General features: G+C 70.5%; 15 protein-coding genes and 1 tRNA gene. 9 read left to right on the plus strand and 7 right to left on the minus strand.

The annotated features are described in order from the left end of the window. Positions 1-87: 87 nt before the first annotated feature. Positions 88-1,641 carry a tetratricopeptide repeat protein gene (locus ABZ707_RS17130; RefSeq protein WP_360174670.1) on the plus strand — a complete coding sequence of 518 codons (1,554 nt, stop codon included), beginning with the start codon at positions 88-90 and terminating at the stop codon, positions 1,639-1,641. A gap of 113 nt (positions 1,642-1,754) precedes the next feature. Here ABZ707_RS17130 and hppD read toward each other — a convergent pair whose 3' ends face one another. Next, positions 1,755-2,894 carry a 4-hydroxyphenylpyruvate dioxygenase gene (hppD, locus tag ABZ707_RS17135; protein WP_360174934.1) on the minus strand — a complete coding sequence of 380 codons (1,140 nt, stop codon included), beginning with the start codon at positions 2,892-2,894 and terminating at the stop codon, positions 1,755-1,757. Between the two features lie 247 nt (positions 2,895-3,141). Between hppD and ABZ707_RS17140 the strand changes: the two genes are divergently transcribed. The 7 genes from ABZ707_RS17140 to ABZ707_RS17170 all read left to right on the plus strand — a co-directional run bounded on the left by ABZ707_RS17140 (position 3,142) and on the right by ABZ707_RS17170 (position 8,603). After that, entirely contained in the window at positions 3,142-3,645 is a 504-nt protein-coding gene (locus ABZ707_RS17140) for an Lrp/AsnC family transcriptional regulator (protein WP_360174673.1), read from the plus strand. Between the two features lie 44 nt (positions 3,646-3,689). Continuing rightward, complete coding sequence (locus ABZ707_RS17145; protein WP_360174676.1) at positions 3,690-4,337, plus strand: ABC transporter permease; 648 nt, start codon at positions 3,690-3,692, stop codon at positions 4,335-4,337. A gap of 82 nt (positions 4,338-4,419) precedes the next feature. Further along, positions 4,420-5,616 (plus strand): betaine/proline/choline family ABC transporter ATP-binding protein, encoded by a 1,197-nt coding sequence (locus tag ABZ707_RS17150; RefSeq protein ID WP_360174937.1) that lies wholly within the window; start codon positions 4,420-4,422, stop codon positions 5,614-5,616. Next, positions 5,613-6,455: an ABC transporter permease gene (locus ABZ707_RS17155; protein ID WP_360174679.1), complete on the plus strand. Its 843-nt coding sequence runs from the start codon at positions 5,613-5,615 to the stop codon at positions 6,453-6,455. Before ABZ707_RS17150 ends, ABZ707_RS17155 begins: the two co-directional genes overlap by 4 nt. Before the next feature lie 65 nt (positions 6,456-6,520). Then, the gene (locus ABZ707_RS17160) at positions 6,521-7,468 is read left to right on the plus strand and encodes a glycine betaine ABC transporter substrate-binding protein (RefSeq protein WP_360174940.1); all 948 of its coding nucleotides are present in this window, start codon (positions 6,521-6,523) and stop codon (positions 7,466-7,468) included. 264 nt (positions 7,469-7,732) lie between these two features. After that, a complete protein-coding gene (locus ABZ707_RS17165) occupies positions 7,733-8,380 on the plus strand; it encodes a helix-turn-helix domain-containing protein (protein ID WP_360174682.1) in 648 nt (215 codons plus the stop codon). A 16-nt stretch (positions 8,381-8,396) separates the two neighbouring features. Next, positions 8,397-8,603, plus strand: a complete 207-nt coding sequence (locus ABZ707_RS17170) for a hypothetical protein (protein ID WP_360174685.1) — start codon at positions 8,397-8,399, stop codon at positions 8,601-8,603. Positions 8,604-8,621: 18 nt separating this feature from the next. Here the strand turns inward: ABZ707_RS17170 and ABZ707_RS17175 are convergent, their stop codons facing one another. The 4 genes from ABZ707_RS17175 to ABZ707_RS17190 all read right to left on the minus strand — a co-directional run bounded on the left by ABZ707_RS17175 (position 8,622) and on the right by ABZ707_RS17190 (position 14,093). After that, positions 8,622-9,410 carry a S16 family serine protease gene (locus ABZ707_RS17175; RefSeq protein WP_360174688.1) on the minus strand — a complete coding sequence of 263 codons (789 nt, stop codon included), beginning with the start codon at positions 9,408-9,410 and terminating at the stop codon, positions 8,622-8,624. Between the two features lie 90 nt (positions 9,411-9,500). After that, on the minus strand, positions 9,501-10,142 hold the full coding sequence (locus tag ABZ707_RS17180) for a helix-turn-helix domain-containing protein (RefSeq protein WP_360174691.1): 642 nt from the start codon (positions 10,140-10,142) through the stop codon (positions 9,501-9,503). 424 nt (positions 10,143-10,566) lie between these two features. Further along, entirely contained in the window at positions 10,567-12,354 is a 1,788-nt protein-coding gene (locus tag ABZ707_RS17185) for a DEAD/DEAH box helicase (protein WP_360174943.1), read from the minus strand. Positions 12,355-12,497: 143 nt separating this feature from the next. Then, positions 12,498-14,093, minus strand: coding sequence for an MFS transporter (locus ABZ707_RS17190; RefSeq protein ID WP_360174694.1), 1,596 nt, complete (start codon positions 14,091-14,093; stop codon positions 12,498-12,500). A 251-nt stretch (positions 14,094-14,344) separates the two neighbouring features. Between ABZ707_RS17190 and ABZ707_RS17195 the strand changes: the two genes are divergently transcribed. Next, positions 14,345-14,416: transfer RNA gene (locus ABZ707_RS17195), tRNA-Cys, on the plus strand. 82 nt (positions 14,417-14,498) lie between these two features. Here the strand turns inward: ABZ707_RS17195 and ABZ707_RS17200 are convergent. Both ABZ707_RS17200 and ABZ707_RS17205 read right to left on the minus strand, forming a co-directional pair. Then, complete coding sequence (locus ABZ707_RS17200) at positions 14,499-15,782, minus strand: site-specific integrase (RefSeq protein ID WP_360174697.1); 1,284 nt, start codon at positions 15,780-15,782, stop codon at positions 14,499-14,501. Positions 15,783-15,867: 85 nt separating this feature from the next. Further along, positions 15,868-16,083: an excisionase family DNA-binding protein gene (locus ABZ707_RS17205; protein ID WP_360174700.1), complete on the minus strand. Its 216-nt coding sequence runs from the start codon at positions 16,081-16,083 to the stop codon at positions 15,868-15,870. Positions 16,084-16,466 lie beyond the last annotated feature (383 nt).

Raw genomic sequence — 16,466 nt, forward strand, 5'->3', positions numbered from 1 at the left:
GGGCCATCGGTGTGAACCCGTCTGCGAGCCAGGAACCAAGGCCGGGTGTGTTCTTACTATTGACGCACAGTAACCATTATGAACGCCATGAAGACAGAACAGGGCAGTCAGGTCAAGAAGGCGGCGCTGGCGGCCGGAGTGGGCGCTGTGCTGGTCGGGTGCGCTCTGATGTTCGTCCCGGACAAGGACCAGGGCCCGCCAGCGGGCCCGAAGGAGCGGGCGATGGCGGCGGTGGGCGCGGGCGCGCCCGCCTCGCTCGTGGATCTGACCGAACTCATCCGTGACCGGGAGAGCTGGTTGCGCAAGCATCCCAAGGACGAGGAGTCGTGGGCGGTCCTCGGCTCCGCGTATGTGCAGCGCGGGATCAGGGCCGCGGACTCGGCGTACTACCCCAAGGCCGACCAGGCGCTCCAGCAGTCGCTGGCGGTGCGGCCGGCCGACCGCGGAAACCTGGAGGCGCTGGTCGGGATGGCCACCCTCGCCAACGCGCGGCACGACTTCACCGCCGCCAAGGAGTGGGGCGAGACGGTGGTGCGGCAGAAGCCCGGGATGTGGACGGCGTACCCGGTGCTCATCGACGCCTACAACGGGCTCGGGGACTACGCGGCGGCCCGGAAGGCCCTGAACAAGCTGAACAGACTGCGGCCGGGGACGCCGGTGCTGGCGCGGACCGCCGCCGTCCACCACGGCCGCGGCTGGCGTGAGGACGCGGTGGTGAAGGCGACGGAGGCGTCCACGCGCGCCGGGTCGGCCGTGGAGCGGGCACAGGCGCTGCACACACTGGGCGAGCTGGCCTGGGAGCGGGGCGAACCGCAGGAGGCGCTGCGCCACTACGACTCCGCGCTGGTGGCGGCGCACGACCAGCCCACCTCGCTCGTCGGCCGGGCGCGGGCACTGGCCGCGCTGGGCCGGACGGACGAGGCGTACCAGGACTACCAGACGGCGCTGGAGAAGCTGCCGCTGCCCGAATACGCCCTGGAACTCGGTGAGCTGAGCGAGTCGATGGGCCTGGACGGAGACGCGAAGACGCAGTACACGACGCTGGCCGAGCGGGCCGAGCGGGCGCAGAGCGACGGGGTGAACCAGGAGCTGGTGCTCGCCCGGTTCGAGGCCGACCACGCCGATCCGGGGGCGGCGGTCCTGCGGATGAGGACGGAGTGGGACCGCGGCCACCGCAGCGTGGATGTCGCGGACGCGCTGGGCTGGGCGCTGTTCCGGGCGGGAGCGGGCCAGGAGGCGCTGCCGTACGCGAAGAAGGCGGCGGAGCAGAGCCCGGGAAGCGCGCTGTTCCTCTACCACCTCGGCGAGATCGAGCGCTCGCTGGAGATGTACGGTCCGGCCCGCCGCCATATCGGTGAGGCGCTGCGCGCCAATCCGTACTTCTCGCCGTTGATGGCGCCGAAGGCCCGGGAGGCGCTGGCCGCGCTGGGCGAGCCGTCCGGCGGCGGACCGAAGGACATGTACGGCGACGGCAGCACAGGAGACTCCGGGTCCGGGCCGGGCACCGGGACCGTACCGCCCGGGAAGCCCGTGCCGCAGCGCCCGCTGGCCCCGCCCAGGAAGACGGACCCCGTCCTGCCGGGCGCACCGGCCAAGCACGCCCGGGCGGCCGAGGCGCCGGGGGCCCTCGTCCGGGAATGAGCGGCGCTCCGGGCGGGCCGCGCGGCGACGGCCCGGCCCGGCCGGACGTGGTGCGGCCCCCACGGGTCAGTTTCCGTGGGGGCCGCGTGCGATCCGCGAGTCGGGCCCGCGCGTCAGAGATTGCCGCGCTTCTCCTGCTCACGCTCGATCGCCTCGAAGAGCGCCTTGAAATTGCCCTTGCCGAAGCCCATGGAACCGTGCCGTTCGATCATTTCGAAGAAGACCGTCGGTCGGTCCTGGACGGGCTTGGTGAAGATCTGCAGCAGATAGCCGTCCTCGTCCCGGTCGACCAGGATCTTCAGCTCGCGCAGCGTGTCAACGGGCACCCGGGTCTCACCGGCCCACTCGCCGAGGATGTCGTAGTACGAGTCGGGGGTGTCGAGGAACTGCACACCGGCGGCCCGCATCGCCCGCACGGAACCGACGATGTCGTTCGTGGCCAGCGCGATGTGCTGGACACCCGCACCGCCGTAGAACTCCAGATACTCGTCGATCTGCGACTTCTTCTTGGCGATCGCGGGCTCGTTGATCGGGAACTTCACCTTGAGGGTGCCGTCCGCGACGACCTTCGACATGAGCGCGGAGTACTCGGTGGCGATGTCGTCACCCACGAACTCCTTCATATTGGTGAAGCCCATGACGTTGTTGTAGAAGCCGACCCACTCGTTCATCCTGCCGAGTTCGACATTGCCCACGCAGTGGTCGATGGCCTGGAAGGTGCGCTTCGCGGCGGGCTCGACGATCGGCTGCGCGGCGCTGAAGCCCGGCAGGTAGGGGCCGTCGTAACCGGAGCGCTCGACCAGGGTGTGCCGGGTCTGGCCGTAGGTGGCGACGGCCGCGAGCACGACCGTGCCGTGCTCGTCCTTCATCTCGTAGGGCTCCTGGACGGAGCGGGCGCCGTGCTCGACGGCGTAGGCGTACGCGGCGCGCGCGTCCGGCACCTCGATCGCGAGGTCCACGACGCCGTCGCCGTGCTCGGCGACATGCTCGGTGAGGAAGCGGCCCCACGCGGAGGACTGCTTGATCACGGAGGTGAACACAAAGCGGGCGGCGCCGCTGGTGAGGACGTAACTGGCGGTCTCGCGGCTGCCGTTCTCCGGTCCGGAATAGGCGACGAGCTTCATGCCGAAGGCCGTGGAGTAGTAGTGCGCGGCCTGCTTGGCGTTGCCCACGGCGAAGACGACCGCGTCCATGCCCTTGACCGGGAAGGGATCGGCCTCACGGGCGGTCTCGGGAGCGGAGTCGATGTTCATCGAGATGTCAGCGTTCATCGAGGTGTCAGCCATGGGCTCAGCGTCTCGCCGTTCCACAAGGTGCGCAACAGTTCGCACTTTTGCTGGGCATCATGCCCAGCGGATGGGGAGAATGACAGGGCTATGTGCACAGGATGACCAGGGGGTCGCCCGGCGCTGGGCCAACCGGGCGTGCCGTACCGGACCGCGCCGTACGGCCGGCCCGTCGCGCCGGGCCCGCCGCGCGGGCTCATGAGGAGGGCGGTCCATGTCCATCGACGGACTCGACGGCAGGCTGATCGTGCTGCTGGCACGGGAGCCCAGGATCGGGGTGCTGGAGGCGTCGCGTCGGCTCGGCGTGGCGCGCGGGACGGTGCAGGCGCGGCTCGACCGGCTTCAATCGAATGGAGTCATCCGGGGATTCGGCCCCGCGGTCGATCCGGCCGCTCTCGGCTATCCGGTGACGGCCTTCGCCACGCTGGAGATCAAGCAGGGACAAGGCGTCGACGTACGGGCGCACTTGGCGACCGTGCCGGAAGTGCTGGAGCTGCACACCACCACGGGCCAGGGCGACATGCTCTGCCGGCTTGTGGCGCGTTCCAACGCCGATCTTCAGCGGGTCATCGACCGCGTTGTCGGTTTTGATGGCATTGTGCGGGCCTCCACGGCGATCGTCATGGAGAACCCCGTACCCCTGCGGATCATCCCGCTGGTGGAGCAGGCCGCGGCCGACTCCGACCGCGGTCCCGGCCGGGAGTCCGGCCGGGAGTGATCCACGCGGGACCGATCACGCGGTACGGAATCGAGGGGACGCGCGTGAGCTTCTGGGAGTATCTGGGCAGTCAGCGACGGCAGTTGCTCACGGACGCGTTCCAGCATGTCAGCGCCGTCTTCCAGTGCATGGTGCTCGCCACCGCGCTGGGCGTCCTCATCGGTGTCGTCACCTGCCGGAGCCCCTGGGCCGGGAATCTGGCGATCCTCTCCACCGCCTCCCTGCTGACCATCCCCTCGCTGGCCGCGATCGGTCTGCTGATCCCGCTGGTCGGCCTCGGGGTGGCGCCCACGGTGATCACGCTGACGCTCTACGGGCTGCTCCCCGTCGTGCGCAACTCCGTCGTCGGGCTGCGCGGTGTGGATCCGGCCCTGGTCGACGCGGCGAACGGCATCGGGATGTCGCGGGGGGCCCGGATGCTCCGGGTGGAACTGCCGCTCGCCTGGCCGCCGATCCTCACCGGCATCCGGGTCTCCACGCAGATGCTGATGGGCATCGCCGCGGTCGCCGCGTACGCCTCCGGGCCCGGGCTGGGCAATGAGATCTTCCGCGGCATCGCCTCGCTGGGCAGCGCCAACGCGTTCAACCAGGTGCTGGCGGGCACGCTCGGCGTCGTTGTCCTCGCCCTGCTCTTCGACGCCGCGTACCTCCTGCTCGGCCGGCTGACGATCCCGAGGGGGATCCGTGGCTGAGACACCCGGGGCGCACGGGAGCGACGCACCGGCCGGACGGGGTGAGCGGCCCGGCTCCCCCGCCGCCGCCTCCGGGGCGGGCATCCGGCTGGAGGGCCTCACCAAACGCTATCCGGGCCAGGCCCTGCCCGCCGTGGACCACGTCACCCTGGAGATCGGGCCCGGCGAGACGGTGATCCTGGTGGGCCCCTCGGGCTGCGGCAAGTCGACCACCCTCAAGATGATCAACCGGCTGATCGAGCCGACGTCCGGGCGGATCAGGATCGGCGACGAGGACGTCACCGGCATCGACCCGGTGCGGCTGCGCCGCAGGATCGGTTACGCCATCCAGTCCTCCGGCCTCTTCCCGCACATGACGGTCGCGGAGAACATCGCGCTCGTGCCCAGGATGACCGGCTGGTCCAGGGCCCGGGTGAAGGACCGGGTGGAGGAGATGCTCGACCTGGTGGGACTCGATCCGCGTGAGTTCCACGGCCGCTATCCGCGCGGGCTCTCCGGCGGGCAGCAGCAGCGGGTCGGGGTGGCCCGCGCACTCGCCGCCGACCCGCCGGTGCTGCTGATGGACGAACCGTTCGGCGCCGTCGACCCCATCACCCGCGACCATCTCCAGGACGAACTGATCAGACTCCAGCGCGAACTGCGCAAGACGATTGTCTTCGTCACCCATGACTTCGACGAGGCGATCAAACTCGGTGACCGGATCGCGGTGCTGCGCGAGCACTCGCACATCGCGCAGTTCGACACCCCGGAGGCGATCCTCACCAGCCCGGCCGACGACTTCGTCTCCGGCTTCGTCGGATCCGGAGCGGCCCTGAAGCGGCTCCATCTGACACGCGTTCGGGAGGCCGGGACGGCCGCCTTCCCGACCGTGACCGTCGAGGACCCCCTCCAGTCAATCCTCGACAGGCTCAGCGCGGAACGGCGCGACGAACTGCTGGTGCTGGACCGCGGGAACCGGCCGTACAAATGGCTGCGGCGCGGCGACCTGATGCGTGCCGGAGGCTCGGTGGCCAGGGCCGGCCGGCTGGTGCGGTCCACCGTCACCGAGGACGCGACGCTGCGGGACGCGCTGGAGGCGGTGCTCGTCGACAGCGCCGGGCGGGTCGCGGTGACGGGACGGCGCGGCGAGTATCTCGGGGTCGTCGACATGGAGACCCTGATGCGGTCCGTGCACGAGATGCTGGAGGCCGACCGGCTGGCCGCGCTGGAGCACCGGCACGGCCGGGCGGAAGCGGGCTCTCCGCGTACGGAGCGTACGCCGGGCGGCACCGGCGCATGAGCTCCCCGACCCGGCCGGACCGCCCGCCCGGCGCCCCCGGCTCGGGCGGCCGGGACGCCGGCCCGGCCACCCGGGAGGAGCCGCCGCCGTCGGCGCCCCGGCAGCGGCTGATCACCTGGCGGAAGCTGGTGACCGTACCGGCGGTGGTCGTTCTCGTCCTGCTGGCCGCCTATCTGTGGGTCAGCGGCATCCGGCTGGACTCGATCGCCAGGAACTCCCTCTCCGGCGGCAATGTGCCGCTGCGGCTGTGGCAGCACATCCAGCTCACAGCGATCTCCACCTTCTGGGTGCTGATCATCGCGATCCCGCTGGGTGTCGCGCTGACCAGACCCGGGCTGAGCCGGATCGCGCCACCGGTCACCGCGCTGGCCAACGCCGGCCAGGCGGCGCCCGCGATCGGGCTGCTGGCACTGCTGGTGATCTGGCTGGGCATCGGCCCGTCGACGGCGATCACCGGCATGGTGATCTACGCGGTGCTGCCGGTGCTCGCCAATACGGTGGCCGGTCTGCGGGCCATCGACCCCGAGCTGGTGGAGGCGTCGCGCGGGATCGGCATGTCGGCGGCCGGGACGCTCACCAAGGTCGAACTGCCGCTGGGTGTACCGCTGATCCTGGCGGGGGTGCGGACCGCGCTGGTGCTGAACGTCGGTACGGCGACGCTCGCGACCTTCGGCGGTGGCGGGGGCCTCGGTGACCTGATCACCTCGGGCATCCAGACCCAGCGGATGCCGGTCCTGGTCGTCGGCTCGGTGCTGACGGTGGCGCTGGCGCTGCTGGTCGACTGGCTGGCCTCCCTGGCCGAACTGGTGCTCACCCCGCGCGGACTGGAGGAGGGCTGATGCGGGACAGGCGCACGAGGCGTCACGCGCCAGGACCGGCGGCGAGCCCCGTGGCGGTGATCACCATGGTGCTGATCACCGTGGCGGGCCTCGGCGGGTGCGGTCTGAAGAGCGGCTCCCCGATGGCGGACGACGTGGTGCCGGGCCGGCTGGGCATCGGACGGCCGCTGAAGGGCGCCTCGCTGACGGTCACTTCGAAGAACTTCAGCGAGAACATCATCCTCGGCGAGATGATCGGCCTGATCTTCAAGGCGGCGGGCGCGGAGGTGCTGGACCGGACGAATCTGCCCGGCTCGATCAACGCGCGTGAGGCGATCGTCAAGGGCGACGCCGACGCGATGTACGAGTACACCGGTACCGCCTGGATCACCTATCTGGGCAAGGTGAAACCGGTCGCCGATCCGGAAGCACAGTGGCGGGCGGTGCGGGACGCGGATGTGGCCAACGGCGTCACCTGGCTGCCGAGATCGACGCTGAACAACACCTACTCACTCGCGATCAGCCGGGCCGACAACAGGAAGTACCGGCTCAGAACGCTCTCCGACGTGGCCGCGCTGACAAGGCGGGACCCGTCCGCGGTGACGCTCTGCGTCGACAACGAGTTCGCCTCCCGCGACGACGGGCTGACCGGCATGGCGAAGGCGTACGGCATGAGGCTGCGGGCCGGCAACATCAAGAAGGTGGACGCCGGGATCGTCTACACGCAGGTCTCGAAGGGCGGCGCCTGCCTGCTGGGCGACGTGTACACGACCGACGGCCGGATCAGGGCGCTGCGGCTGGACACCCTCGTCGACGACCGGCATTTCTTCCCCACCTACGACGCGGCGCCAGAGCTGCATTCGGCGACGTACGCGAAGTACCCGGTCATCGCCAGGCTGCTGGATCCGCTCTCGAAGCGGCTGAACACGCCGGTGGCGCGGGAACTGAACGCGCAGGTGGATGTGGCGGGGCGGGAACCGCACGAGGTGGCGAAGAAATGGCTCCTCAAGGAGGGGTTCATCAAGGAGGGTTAGGGCGTGTTGTGAAAGTCCCGCCTGGCCTGCGACGCCTGGCACGCACGCTCGCCGCGTTGTCGGAGTCGTCCCAGTACGTCCAGTACGAGGACGACCCTCCGCCTTGCGATCGCACGCACCAGACGCCGCGAGCCCCGCCCCAGGGGGCGGACGGCGCTACTTTCACAACACGCCCCAGCCATCACCGCGCGGGGCGCCCAGTCGCAAAGATCCCGATGCAAATAAAGGGTTGCAATGCTTTCTTTGCAACCTTACGGTGGTGACATGCCCGACTCCCCCGAAGCGCCCGGCCCACTCGACGGCGCCGATACGCCCAGCACCTCCCGGCCCCCCGAGCACGAGCTGTTCGCGCTCGGCCCGCGCTCGCTGCGCGGGCTCGCTCATCCGCTGCGGATGCGACTGCTCAACTCCCTGCGGCACCACGGCCCGGCCACCGCCTCCCAGCTCGCCGACCGGCTGAACGAGTCCAGCGGAGCCACCAGTTACCACCTGCGCCAGCTCGCCACGTACGGCTTCATCGAGGACGACCCGGAGCGCGGCAAGGGACGGGAGCGCTGGTGGAAGTCCGTTCATCAGGGCCTGACCTTCGACGACTCCCTGATCCTTGACCCGGACCCGGAGGTCCGCGGCGCCGTGGACATGTACCTGCACGAGGTGGCGAATCTCCACACCCAGGAGCTGAGCACCTGGCTCGGCACCCGGCACGAATGGTCCGAGAGATGGGCCAGGAACTCGGACCTGAGCAACTACACGCTGCGGCTGACGCCCGAGCTGGCGGCGGAGCTGGACCGGAAGATGCACGAACTGATCAGCGGCTACCGCGACCGGGCCCCGGCCGAGGACGCGGCAGAGGCCGAGGAGGCCGCCCAGGTCCGCCTCCATCTGCATATGTTCCCGCGCTCGACCGACTGAAGGGACCCACCTCGTCATGCATCCCGACGTACATCTCCGGCTCCACGCGATACGCGCCGCAGGGCTGCGCCGGGAGGCCGCCGGTCACCCGGCCCCGGGCGCCGGCCACTCCTCACGCGCCGGGCTCCGCGCCAGGATCCGGACCCGACTGGGCTGGACCCTGGTCGAGTTGGGCCTGCGCCTCGTCCACCGTAGGGCGGTGTCCCGGGCCCGGCCCGCATGACCGCCACCGGCGGCGGGATCAGCAGCTCGGGACCCGGCCCCGGTGCTCCAGCGCCCGGAGCGCCGACACCGCGCCCTTCAGCGTCGTGACGGGCACCAGCCGGAGGCCCTTCGGCAGCTCGGCCCTGGCGTCCGCGCACTCCGCCTCGGGGACCAGGAAGACGGTGGCCCCGTCGCGGGCCGCCGCCTGAGTCTTGAGGGCGACTCCGCCGACCGCGCCGACCTTGCCCTCGCCGGTGATGGTGCCCGTACCGGCGATGGTGCGGCCGCCGGTCAGATCGCCGCCCGCGCCGTCGCCGTCGAGCTTGTCGACAATGCCCAGGGCGAAGAGCAGACCCGCGCTCGGGCCGCCGACATCGGCGAGATGGAGGCGGACCTCGACCGTCTTCGGGTCCCTGCGCAGAAAGCCGAGGGCCGCCCGCGTCGCGGAGTCCTGCGACTCGACCATGTCCCTGGCGTTGTGCTTCTCGATCTCCCGGTCGGACTGTCCCGACGGATAGACCGCCTCGCGCGGCAGCACGGCCCGGTCGGTGCGGAACCAGCCGTCGACCACATCGCCGAAGTCGACATCGGCGGACGGCCCCGTCGCCTCGATCGTGGTCAGCCGAAGCTCGCCCTCGGTCTTCCGGACGGGCACCCCGCTGATGGTGATGACCTCGCGGCCCTGATCCGTCCCCAGGACGTTCGCCGTCAGCCCGGGCTGCGCCACGGCGTACGGCAGCGGTGCCACACCGACGAGGAGGAACAGCACGATGATCGGGAGCGCGCAGATCACGAGGGCGCCGGGGCGCGAGAGACGAGAGAACACCGTGCCAATGTATCGGCCGCCGGGAAGGGCCGGTCCGGCGCTCCTTCCGAGCTCTCGCGCGGGCCGGTACGGGCCGCCCCGTACCGTCCGTCAGCGCAGCGCGTCGGCCACCTCACGGGCGGCGTCCACAACGCGCGGGCCCACCCGCTCCGGCACGGAGTCCGTCAGCATCACCACGCCCACACTGCCCTCGACCCCGGTCACTCCGACCAGCGCGGCGGCCGCGCCACTGGCGCCCGCCTCCAGTTCGCCGTGGGTGAGGGTGCACCGGGGCTCGGTCAGGCCGCTGTGGCGGGCGGCGAGGATGGCCTTTCCCGCGGCGCCCCGGTCGAGCGGATGGCGGAATCCGGCCCGGTAGGCGACGTGGTAGTCGGTCCAGGTCGGCTCGACGACCGCCACGGCCAGCGCCTCCGCCCCGTCGACGAGCGTGAGATGCGCGGTGGCACCTATGTCCTCGGCGAGCGAACGCAGGGCGGGCAGGGCGGCTTCCCGTACCAGCGGATGCACCTGGCGGCCCAGCCGCAGCACACCGAGGCCGACCCGGGCGCGTCCCCCCAGGTCCCGGCGGACCAGCGCGTGCTGTTCGAGCGTGGCCAGCAGCCGGTAGACGACAGTCCTGTTGACTCCAAGTCTGTTGGACAACTCGGTGACGGTCAGGCCGTGATCCGTGTCGGCGAGCAGTTTGAGGACACGCAGTCCCCGGTCGAGCGTCTGGGAGGTCTCCGCGGTCACGACGCCCTCTCCTTCGGAGTGAGTGACGGCGGCGTTCTCGTCACGACTGCGACACCGGTCCCATCGGCTGCACAGAAAGAGAGGCCGCCGGCAGGCCATGGCACACCGGCTGCGCTCCGCTGCGGCGCTGCGACGGAGCGTGTACTTTGCCGGGACATTAGCGAGCGGCTCCGCTCAGCGGAAGCCCTCGTCCAGAATCCGGTCACACAAAGGAAGTTGGTCCCTTTTCGGGATGGTCGCCCGGGAGAACAGTGACTTCGGGTGAACAGTGGCGCTATGTCGGGTGACGCCGACGATGGGCGCCCTGGCCGCCGCCGGCACTCCGGCGACGGCCACGGAGGGGGAACGGGCCGGTGACCGGATCAGAGACCGGATCAGGAGGCGGAGCCCGGCCGCGCGCGAACGACCGCAGGCCGGCCCGGCCTCACTTCATCCGGGTGGCCCACTCCTGGACCTTCGCGATCCGCTCCCTGATCTGCCCCGCCGTCGCCTCGGCGCTCGGCGGTCCGCCGCACACCCGGCGCAGCTCCGTATGGATCACGCCGTGCGGCTTGCCGCTCTGGTGCACATACGCGCCGACCATCGTGTTGAGCTGCTTGCGCAGCTCCAGCAGCTCCTTGTGGGAGACCACCGGCCGCCGGTCGGCCGGCAGTTCCAGCAGGTCGGCCTCGGCATCCGGCTTCTTGCGGCTGTGCGCGATCTGCCGGGCCTGCCGCTTCTGGAGCAGCATCTGCACCTGGTCGGGCTCCAGCAGCCCGGGGATGCCGAGGTAGTCCTGCTCCTCCTCACTGCCCGGGTGCGCCTGCATGCCGAATTCGGCACCGTCGTACAGCACCCGGTCGAAGACGGCGTCGGACTCCAGGGCCTCGAAGGGCAGCATGTCCTGCTCCCCGGTGTCCTCGTCCTGCTCCCGCTCGGCCTCCGCCATCTCCTTCTCGGACTCGGCGTAGGGATCCTCGTCGCCCTTCTTCTTCGGCTTGTCGAGGACATGATCGCGCTCCACCTCCATCTCACCGGCGAAACCGAGGAGGTTCGGGATGGTCGGGAGGAAGACGGACGCGGTCTCGCCGCGCCGCCGGGAGCGCACGAAGCGGCCGACGGCCTGTGCGAAGAACAGCGGGGTGGAGATGGTGGTGGCGTACACGCCGACCGCGAGGCGCGGTACGTCGACGCCTTCCGACACCATCCGGACCGCGACCATCCAGCGGTCGGTGCTCGCGCTGAACTCGTCGATCCGCTTCGACGCACCGGTGTCGTCGGACAGAACGACGGTCGCCCTGGTGCCGGTGATCTCCCGAATGAGCTTGGCGTAGGCGCGCGCCGAGTCCTGATCGCTCGCGATCACCAGCCCTCCGGCGTCCGGAATGCCCTTGCGCACCTCGCTGAGCCGCCGGTCGGCGGCGCTCAGGACATTCGGCATCCAGTCGCCGCGCGGGTCGAGCGCGGTGCGCCAGGCCTGCGAGATCGCGTCCTTGGTCATGGGCTCGCCGAGCCGGGCCGCGACCTCGTCACCGGCCTTGGTGCGCCAGCGCATATTGCCGCTGTAGCTCAGGAAGATGACGGGCCGGACGACACCGTCGCCGAGAGCGCTGCCGTATCCGTACGTGTAATCGGCGGCCGAGCGGCGGATACCGTCGTTGCCTTCCTCGTACGCCACGAAGGGGATGGGGTTGGTGTCGGACCTGAAGGGCGTCCCGGTCAGCGCGAGGCGCCGGGTGGCGGGCTCGAACGCCTCCAGGCACGCCTCGCCCCAGGACTTGGAGTCGCCCGCGTGGTGGATCTCGTCGAGGATGACGAGGGTCTTGCGCTGCTCGCAGCGGTTGCGGTGCAGCATCGGGCGCACACCGACACCGGCGTAGGTGACGGCGACGCCGTCGTATTCCTTGCTCAGCGGTCCGGCGCTGTAGTCCGGGTCGAGCTTGATCCCTATCCGCTCGGCCGCCTCGGACCACTGCTTCTTGAGATGCTCGGTCGGCGCGACGACGGTCACCTGCTGGACCACATGGTGGTGCAGCAGCCAGGACGCGAGGGTCAGCGCGAAAGTCGTCTTGCCGGCGCCGGGGGTGGCGACGGCGAGGAAGTCACGGGGCTGCTCCTGGAGATATCTGCCGAGGGCACCCTCCTGCCAGGCACGCAGCTTATTGGCGGTGCCCCAGGGGGCGCGGCCGGGGAAGGCGGGTGAGAGGTGGTGGGAGGAGGCGGTAGTAGTCACGGTCTCCGGTTCGGACGCTCGGTCGTGGGACACGGTCGTGGGGTACGTACGACAACCGGGCCACCCTACCGGGGGCGGGACACGATCCTCGTCGGAACAGCGGCCGGACCGCCGGTGCGACCGGAGTCACATGGCCGGGCGGGCTATGCCTCGTGCGTCCGCACCCGGGTCGCCACCCACACTCCCGCCAGCGCCACCGCGGCCATCGGCAGGAACACCGCCGCGAAGGCCGCGGGGTGCGAGCCCGTGGCGCCCTCGACGCCATGACCGCCCACCGAGCCGCCGCCCAGCGCCGCGAAGGCCGCGCCGCCCGCCGCCAGCAGCAGCACGTTCGAGAGGCCGTCGGAGATCTGGAGCGCGGCGGAGTTCGCACCGGCCTCCTCCGGCGCCGAGAGTTTGAGCAGCAGCACGCTGGTCGAGGCGATCACCGCGCCCATCCCGAGACAGCCGACACCCCAGGCGACACCGATGATCCAGACCGGCACGGACTCGATCAGCACGCTCGGCGCGGTCGCGATGGCCGCGACGACCAGCACCATCCCGCCCGCCATCAGCCGCTCGCGGTGCGGCTCCATGCGCGGTCGCGACTGTATGTACGAACCGAGCGCCCAGGTGGCTCCGCCGACCGCGAGCGAGAGCCCGGCCAGCGTCGGCGACAGCCCGCGCTGGGTGACCAGCATCAGCGGAACGAAGCTCTCCGCCGCGATGAAGGCACCGGCGGCCACACCGCGCAGCAGCACCACGGACGGCAGTCCACGGGCCGCCCGCCAGGTGCCGCCGGGCAGCAGACCGAGGACGGCCGGTACGAGGAGCGCCGCGCCGGCCGCGGCCGGCAGGAGCGAGAACCAGCGCAGATCCTGGCCCGCGTACTGAAGGAGTCCGGCACCCAGCGAGATCCCGAGGGCCAGCCGGATCCTGCGCCGGTCGAAGGCCGCGACGGGCGCCGAGGGGTCGGCGGGTCCCGAGGCCATCCGCCGTATCGCGGGCAGGGCGAGCGCCAGCGGGACCACCACGAGGACCGGGATGCCGATGAAGACCCAGCGCCAGCCGAGATGTTCGGTGACGGTGCCGGAGGCGAGCGGTCCGACGACGGAGGGGATCACCCAGCTCGCGGCGAACGCGGCCATGATCGCGGGGCGCAGCTTCTCCGGATAGGCGCGGCTGACGACGACGTACAGCGCGACGATGACCAGTCCGCCGCCCAGTCCCTGGACGGCGCGGCCGATGATGAACACCCACATCGTGCCGGCCGTGCCGGCGACCAGCAGCCCGGCCGCGAAGGCGCTGATACCGGCGGCGAGCGGCGCGAGCGGTCCGCTGCGGTCGGCCCACTGGCCGGAGAGCACCATCGCGAAGAGGCTGGTGGTGAAGTAGGCGGAGAAGGCGAAGGCGTACAGCGGGATGCCGTGCAGCTCGCGGGCGGCCACCGGCATCGCGGTGCCGACGGCGGTCGCCTCGAAGGCGATGAGCAGGACGACGGAGACGATGCCGATGCTGAGGGCGCGGTGGACCGGTCCCAGCACACCGGCGCCACGGGCCGGGCCGGCGCCTTGGCCCTCGCCACCGTCCCTGCCCGGATCATGGCCACCGCCCGGGCCCGGAGCGCCGTCCGCCACGGGGGCACCGCCCTGGCCGAGCACCGGGGCCGCCGCGGCGGCCCCGGACAGGGCGGACAGCGGTGTCACGGCGGACAGGTCGGCGGGGGCGACATCGGCGTCGCCTGGCTCCAGGGCGGTCATGGCCACAGAGTAAGGGCCGTAGCGACCTTTGGGCCCTGTCGTACGACCGAACCGGACTCGTCCCTTGGTCGTACGCCGCCCCCGCGGCGCCGGGCCCGGCGGGGCGCCACCACCTGCCAGGCCGGGGCCGGCCGGGCGCCGTGCCATGAACCGCCGCACCATGAACGGAGTGTGGCAGTCGCGTTGCGTGACGTCCCTGAGCCTTGAGCCCCGTCCGGCGCCCGCCTACCGTCATCAACAGTGAGAGGCACGGCCGTGTGCCCGAGTGGTTGAGGGACTCGCCTGCAAAGCGAGTTACGCCGGTTCGATTCCGGTCACGGCCTCAAATGACCTGACCAGGCAAAAGAAAAGGGCGGCACCCATACGGGGTGCCGCCCTTTTCAGTGGTCCGTCTCAGTTCCCGTCTCAGTTGGCCGGTACCAGGGCCCCGGCCGCACCGTCGTCGTCATCGTCCGGCCGGCGCGTCTCAGGCTTCCAGATCAGACCATCGACCTGCCGCGCGATGTCGGTCCGTACAGCGTCCACCATGTGCTGATACCGGGCGGCCATGGCCGTGGTCGACCACCCCATGAGACCCATGACGGCGCGCTCGGGGACACCGAGGATGAGCAGGACCGTGGCGGCCGTATGGCGCGCGTCGTGCAACCGACCGTCCCGTACGTTCGCCTCCGTCAAGAGAACCTTCCACTCGCTCCAGTCCCGACGATGGGACGGACTACGCCCGTGCTCGTCCGGGAACACCAGGCCGTTCTCCTCCCATCGCTTCCCGGCCGCGCCGCGCTCGGCTTCTTGCGCCCTCAGGTGGGCCCGGAGTAGGTCAACGAGCTGTTCGGGAAGTCCGACCGCCCGACGGCCGGCGCGCGACTTGGTGACGGACAACTCCGGGTTGATCCGGCGTTTCTGCGGGCAGTACCCGGCGGCCTTGCGTCCGCAGGGCTCGGGGCACCCGTGGGCGTACTGCGGACGGTGGCGACTACGGCGGACCACAAGAAACCCGCCGTCAAGGTCCACGTCCACCCACTGCAACGCCAGCACTTCCCCTTGGCGCAGACCGAGGGCGAGAGCGACGGCCCACCGCGCGGAGTTGCGGCGTTGGTCAGCGGCCTTCAACAGCCGCTGAACCTCTTGGACGGTGTAGGGCTCCACCTCGTAGTCCCCGGTCTTCGGCGCCTTGGCCAACTGAACCGGGTTCTTGCCGAGATGACCGCGCCGCACGGCCTCGTTCAGCGCGGTACGGAAAGTTCGATGCACCTGGTGAGCAGTCGCAGGCTTGCTGCCGTTGGCCTGCATCTTGGCGTAGAACACTTCGATGTGCTCGGGCTTGAGCCTGTCGAGACGGTGGGACCCCAAGCCGGGAATGAGGTGCTTCCGGACGGCCACGCTGTACCCGACCATCGTGTTGTCGTTAACCGCGAGGGGTGCGACGTTCTCGATCCAGTGCGTCAGCCACGCCTTGACCGTCCATGCCTTGCCGGGCTTCCGCACGGTCTTGGCGTCACGCTGTTTCTCCAACTCGCTTACGGCTGCTGTTACCTCGGCGCGCGTCTTGCGCTCGACATGACGGCGGTCCGGCGAGCCGTCGTCGCGGACGCCTACGGTGACACGGCCGTGCCATTTGCCGTCCTTACCGAAGTAGATCGAGCTTCGGCCGTTGGGCTGGCGAGTGCGCTTCTTCTTGTCCTCTGCCACTGGCAGGCTCCTGTTTCTTGGGTGTCGGGATGGGGACCGGGGCGGCGAACTGTCCTGTCCGGGAGTGCTGCCGCCCCGGGCGTGGTCAAGCGGTTCGTTTGGCCGCGCGTCGGCGGGCGAGGTATGCGGCGGGTGCGTCTGCGGGGATGCGACGGAGTCGGCCGATGTCGATGGACTCCAGTTCGCCGGCGCGGATAAGTGCGAAGCATGTGGTGCGGCCGATGCGGAGTCGTCGGGCCGCCTCCTCGACCGTGAGCAGTACGAGGGTGTTGTCGAATGCGTTGGCAGGGGCCGTGTCCATGCGAGATCTCCCAGGGGGCGAGGAGCGGACTTTCGGGGGCCTTGCGGGGGTGGCGGATGGCGCGTCTGTCCGAGGTGCGGATTTCTGCGTCATTGCGTCATCCGCGTCATTCAGGCTTCTGACCTGGGGTTTTAAGTGACGCAGGGGGCGAGTCCTGCGTCATGGGTGCGTCATGGGCTGCGTCATCCGTGACGCAGCCCATGACGCAGATGACGCAGGATGACGCAGGTGCGGCCGTCTGCGTCATGGCTGTAGCCGCAGCTCTGGGGCCGTTTTCCGGCTCGCATGACGCAGATGACGCAGCGTCTTCCCTCTTAGGAAAGAGAGAGGGGGTGTCTGCTGTAGTGGCGGTGCCGCTCAGAACGTGAAGAAGGAGCCGCTGC

The organism is Streptomyces sp. NPDC006923 (genome assembly GCF_040635655.1).
GTDB lineage: Bacteria > Actinomycetota > Actinomycetes > Streptomycetales > Streptomycetaceae > Streptomyces.